We start from the raw sequence: 4677 nt of genomic DNA, 5'->3' as shown, positions 1-4677 counted from the left end.
CCCTGCGGTTCATCCGCCTTAATCTTAAAACGAAAGCGGTTTTGCACACCTCCAGAAATCCACTTGCTGGTAAAAGCACGCCCATTATCCAAGGTCATACGCTCTGGTATCCCATAAGCCTCCACCATATCCCCAATCACCAAACGCACGATTTCCCAAGTCTCAGCATCTGATAAGCGCCATGATAAAATCTTGCCCGAATAAAGATCTTGAATGGCAATCAGATAAAGCCGCACAGGCTTTTCTGTCCAAGGAACATTCACAAAAACATCCAGCTTATGCCCGTCCATATTCACCGCTTGCAGTGCATGCAGGCTCGAGCGATCACGCCGTTGGGCGGGATAAAGCTTTTTTGCCGTCTCCTCTCCCTCACGCGCTAAAACCACAACCGCTTTGGAAACTTGCGCCTTAAAACGACGCCGCAAAGCCCGCTCTGAAGGAATGGGCTCCCAACCTTTCTCCCGTGCAACCGAAACCATCCGCCGATAACATGCCGAAAAAGCAGGGCGAGAAGCGCGTAAATAATCCGAACATAAAACCTCCCACGCCCCATCATGACACGGCGCAAATTGCGAAACATTCTCCTCACCATAACAAGGCGCAAGCGCTGCCAACCAATCAGGGCGCTCATACCCTTCAACCATCTGCCGCCAATTAAAAAGCGACATCCGGCTCACCCCAAACTGCACCGCACACAAACTTGCTGCATCATGCACACCCATACCGGCATGAAGCAAATCTTCCATAAAGCAAAGTGCCTTCAAACGCTCTTCACAGCGCCTTTTATGCGCCTTTGAAAGCCTCTCATAACGCGCCCAAACACTTTCCTTTTGCATGCTCTGTTCTGTCTTTTGCAAAACATCAACACCACCCGCCCGCAACAACAACGCTGCCCGCGCCCCTTCCGGCAATAAGGAAATGTGAATCTCCACAATAGGTCGAGAAACCCCTTTAACTTTACGTGTCAAACCACTTTGATGTCGCCATTTCGTCGATAAAATCCTACGAAATCCACTCTTGCTCTTTGGCAATCCCGGCAAAGCCGCTTCAGCCAACTCAGCAATACTAAACCACTCTTTCATGGCTGCCCCCGTCTAATACGAACCGGAACCGCACGCATCGCTTTCAACCGCGCCGCAATCTCACGCTGTTCCTGCTGCAATCTTGCAATTTCTGCCAAACGCGCTTCATCCCCTTGCAACAACAGCAAACCATCCTCACTCACCACCTCATCCCAGAGCCAAAATGCCTCTGTCGCCCGCACAAATGCCTTAAACCGCGGCAGGGAAATATCCACCTGCTTACTTTCCGCTACATAAGCATCCAAGCTTGCCTTACTCAAACAACCAATGCCTAAATAATGCGCCATACGCTCTGCAATCACACTGCGCTCAACCCGGCATTCTCTTAAAGCGCGTGCCATCGCCCGCTTAATGCGTGAGCGAAACCGCTCTAAATCAATCTGCGCAACGGGTTCACGACAGGGAAAAACCGGACGTTGAAAAAAATCAAGTTGATGAGAACCACGCGTCTTCATGCCTGCCCCTCCCCCGATTGTTTGTTCAAATAATCATAAAACCGCGCCCGTGTCTGTGCATCCGCTCTCTGCCACACACTCAACAATTGAGCAAAAACCCGCTCTTGTTCATTAACTTTAGGGCTTATATTAATCCCATTGACCAAATCAACAGCCCGCCGTAAATCCCCCTCAACCTGTTGCAAAGCAATCGCCACCCGCCGCTGCGCAACCGGCTCCATCTTTGCCAACTTCAACAACTGCGCTTGGTTATCCGCCAATGCCGTCCCCCGCAAAACAGACCGCAACTCCGGCTGTAAATGCCGTGCAATGCTGTTAAGACGTCTTACTGATTTTGAAGACAAACCAATACGGTCCGCAACATGTTCGGCAAAAGATAAAACTGTCGCTTTGCCACTATCTTTATCGGTATGAGAAATAGGGACAACTTGTCCCAATTGCTCAAAATTTGTCTCACCACCGATCAAAGGGACAAGTTGTCCCTTTGATTTTTCATCCCCTTCACACCCAGTTTCGTTATGCTCTGAAGAACCATCTTTTGGCAAAGGGTAAACTTTACCCTTTGATTTTCTGTCCCCACCAACCTTAATCTCCCCATACTTCTTTTCCCACAATTCACGGTAAGTCTGGACAAACAAAGCGCGGTCAATCACTGATAATTCATTGCGAAACAGGTTTTCCGCAACCTCTAAAAGCGCGGCATTGTCCTTATCAGCCTGCACCACAACGGCATCAATGTCACTATAGCCCAAAAGCTCCGCAGCACGAAGCCGGTGCGCACCAGCAATAAGTGTGTAATTACCCTCTTTAGCATTGGGGGTATGGCGCACTGTAATCGGGTTCATTAACCCCTCCCGCGCCATCGATTGCGCAAGTGCCTTGGCATGCTCATCATCCACAGGACGAATGCGCTCCGGTACAACAATCACATCAAGAGCAAGCTTTTGAAACTGTGCCATCACGCCCCCGCCTTTGCCATTTCTTTAAAAAATAAATCCATCGCACGCCCCGCCCACCTTTGATAGGCTCTAGCAAAGACAGGCTCTTCCAAACGCAGATTAATTGTACGCAAAGAGCGGGCAACAGCAGTGCGTTCACGCTCTTGCATGGCAACAAGACGCCGCCGCGGCACCTCAAACTGATAATGCAAGATATGGATAACAATCTGTCGTGCTAACGCCGCATCAAATAAGCCATGCGGAGGGTCAATAATATATCGGATTGGCAAATGCCTAAATCCACCACTCACCGCCTTAAAAGAACAAGTCACCATAATGTGCAACCGTTCAGCTTCTGAATAAGGATTAAAAATTTCTTTTTTGGCATCGAGAGTCCATAAATTATAAGCCGCAACCATAACCACCCCCGATAAAGAAAACTTGACCCCCTAATCGCCAAAACCAACCCATCCAAACGGCTGCTCTATGATGCAACTCTGTGCAATTTTTCTTGTCTATTTCGTATTGATCTTTAGACATTGATAAACCTTTTTATCTTATGGTATCTAAATACATGGCAAATGCGCAAAAACGCAAAGCCGTGTAACGAAGTTTAAGCAGCATTACCGCGCAAAGCAGAATGCGCACGCGAATCTGTATTGGCATGTTTTGCTGCTTTAAAAATGCGACGGCGACTTTTGGGGTAGCGGTCGCTAAAAACCTGCTCGACAGGCAAACCGATAAAATCGGCAATGGCGCGTTCGGCTTTCTCGTTAGACCGTGTCCAAATGTGTTGAACACTGGATGAGGAGAGTTGATAAGCTTTCGCGAGCTCCGCCAAGGTCATGTTCCGGCGGCGTAGCTCAGCTAAAATACTATGGCGATCCCATACTTGAATGCATGTTTGGGTGGTTGTCATAACTTTCGCTCCTGCTTCAAACGGATATTCCAACCATCCGTTTTTTGTGGGGTTAATTGTAAAATATCTGCCCTCTATATCGGGCGGTAATAATAGATATAATTCGCTTTTGTGAATTAGTCAACCTAAATGTGGATTAGGAGTGATTTTTTTTGGGACGCCCTAAAAAAGAACCTAAAACAGAACTGGCAAAACGATTGCGTGAAGTACGGCTTGCCCTTGGTTTTTTGGAACGCAAACAATTCGCTGATCATCTTGCAGTACCTGAAAGTACTATGAGTAACTACGAAACTGGTTTGCGCGAACCACCTGTATCAATGTTGGTAATTTACAAAAATATTTGCGGTGTATCTGTGGAATGGCTAGCTACAGGTGAAGGTGAGATGTTTACAGACGTAGCAAAAGCGAAAACAGCGGATTTTAAGACACCCACCATTCCTGCTGGATTGATGAAAAAACTTGGTCGCATAGCTTATACAACCTATCGCGATGCAAAAATTAAACTCCCCCCCGAAGATATAGCGGAACTCGCGGCGGAACTTTATAAAAAACTGCAAGAGCTTGTTCAAGACATCAACGACACGGAAGAAATAGAGCTTACTTTGCCTCTCCTAAAATTGCATTTAAAGCGTCAAATAGAAGCTGAAAGAGTACATCTAGAAACTACACAAAATACGGCTTAATGCCCCTTTAAAATAAAAAATATGCGAGCATTTCTATTTACATTAGGAAATTATAATAACGCATTGTTTTTAAATAATTATATTCGATAAAAATAGAAATGCTCGGTAGCGAGCGTTTCTATTTTGCTTTTTGGGTCATTTTTGGCTGATTTTGGAGTGAGCTTCACGATTTACAGAATTTTTTTCAAAGGGTCTTCAAAGGCGGTTTTCTGGGCTTTCACAGACTTTTCAAAATTTTTCACAGGGTTTTCAAAGACCTTTCAAAGCCTTCTCTCATTTTTACCATGAAAACGCACTTTTTTCTGATTTTCGGTAATTTTCGCAATTTTAGGTGTCAAAATACAATTTTACAAAACGCGCATTTAATGGTAAAAAATAACCATAAAAACAACAAATTACCACCTATTCCTAACTAATCCCACCTCTTCCCACTTAGTACAAAACCTACTGTCAAACTACAAGCTTTGTAGCTTGCTGTAGCTTGCCAGCAGGTTTTGTATATTTTGACACCAGGTTTTGTACCAATTTATTTTTTTTCACATGATTTTTAAGGGGGTCTCAAAGGGTCTTTAAAGGCCTTTCAAAGGGTATTTAAAGACC

General features: G+C 45.6%; 7 protein-coding genes. 1 reads left to right on the top strand and 6 read right to left on the bottom strand.

The genetic code is table 11. The annotated features are described in order from the left end of the window. From PVV65_RS09075 to PVV65_RS09050, 6 genes are all read right to left on the bottom strand, one after another. Positions 1-1082: DNA-binding domain-containing protein (locus PVV65_RS09075; RefSeq protein WP_273789941.1), on the bottom strand; the 1082-nt coding region annotated here is incomplete at its 3' end. Continuing rightward, on the bottom strand, positions 1079-1537 hold the full coding sequence (locus tag PVV65_RS09070) for a hypothetical protein (protein WP_273782849.1): 459 nt from the start codon (positions 1535-1537) through the stop codon (positions 1079-1081). The genes PVV65_RS09070 and PVV65_RS09075, both read right to left, overlap by 4 nt. Further along, on the bottom strand, positions 1534-2496 hold the full coding sequence (locus tag PVV65_RS09065; RefSeq protein WP_273789940.1) for a ParB/RepB/Spo0J family partition protein: 963 nt from the start codon (positions 2494-2496) through the stop codon (positions 1534-1536). Before PVV65_RS09065 ends, PVV65_RS09070 begins: the two co-directional genes overlap by 4 nt. Next, positions 2496-2894 (bottom strand): hypothetical protein, encoded by a 399-nt coding sequence (locus tag PVV65_RS09060; RefSeq protein WP_273754003.1) that lies wholly within the window; start codon positions 2892-2894, stop codon positions 2496-2498. Before PVV65_RS09060 ends, PVV65_RS09065 begins: the two co-directional genes overlap by 1 nt. Next, the gene (locus PVV65_RS09055; RefSeq protein ID WP_273789939.1) at positions 2878-3015 is read right to left on the bottom strand and encodes a hypothetical protein; all 138 of its coding nucleotides are present in this window, start codon (positions 3013-3015) and stop codon (positions 2878-2880) included. Before PVV65_RS09055 ends, PVV65_RS09060 begins: the two co-directional genes overlap by 17 nt. Before the next feature lie 73 nt (positions 3016-3088). Beyond that, positions 3089-3394, bottom strand: coding sequence for a helix-turn-helix transcriptional regulator (locus PVV65_RS09050; protein ID WP_005864619.1), 306 nt, complete (start codon positions 3392-3394; stop codon positions 3089-3091). Positions 3395-3546: 152 nt separating this feature from the next. Here PVV65_RS09050 and PVV65_RS09045 point away from each other — a divergent pair, with 152 nt between their 5' ends. Then, the gene (locus tag PVV65_RS09045; protein ID WP_273789938.1) at positions 3547-4077 is read left to right on the top strand and encodes a helix-turn-helix domain-containing protein; all 531 of its coding nucleotides are present in this window, start codon (positions 3547-3549) and stop codon (positions 4075-4077) included. Positions 4078-4677 lie beyond the last annotated feature (600 nt).

Source organism: Bartonella sp. ML70XJBT, assembly GCF_028618425.1.
In the GTDB taxonomy this organism is placed as follows: domain Bacteria; phylum Pseudomonadota; class Alphaproteobacteria; order Rhizobiales; family Rhizobiaceae; genus Bartonella.
This window is presented reverse-complemented; position numbering and strand designations above follow the sequence as displayed.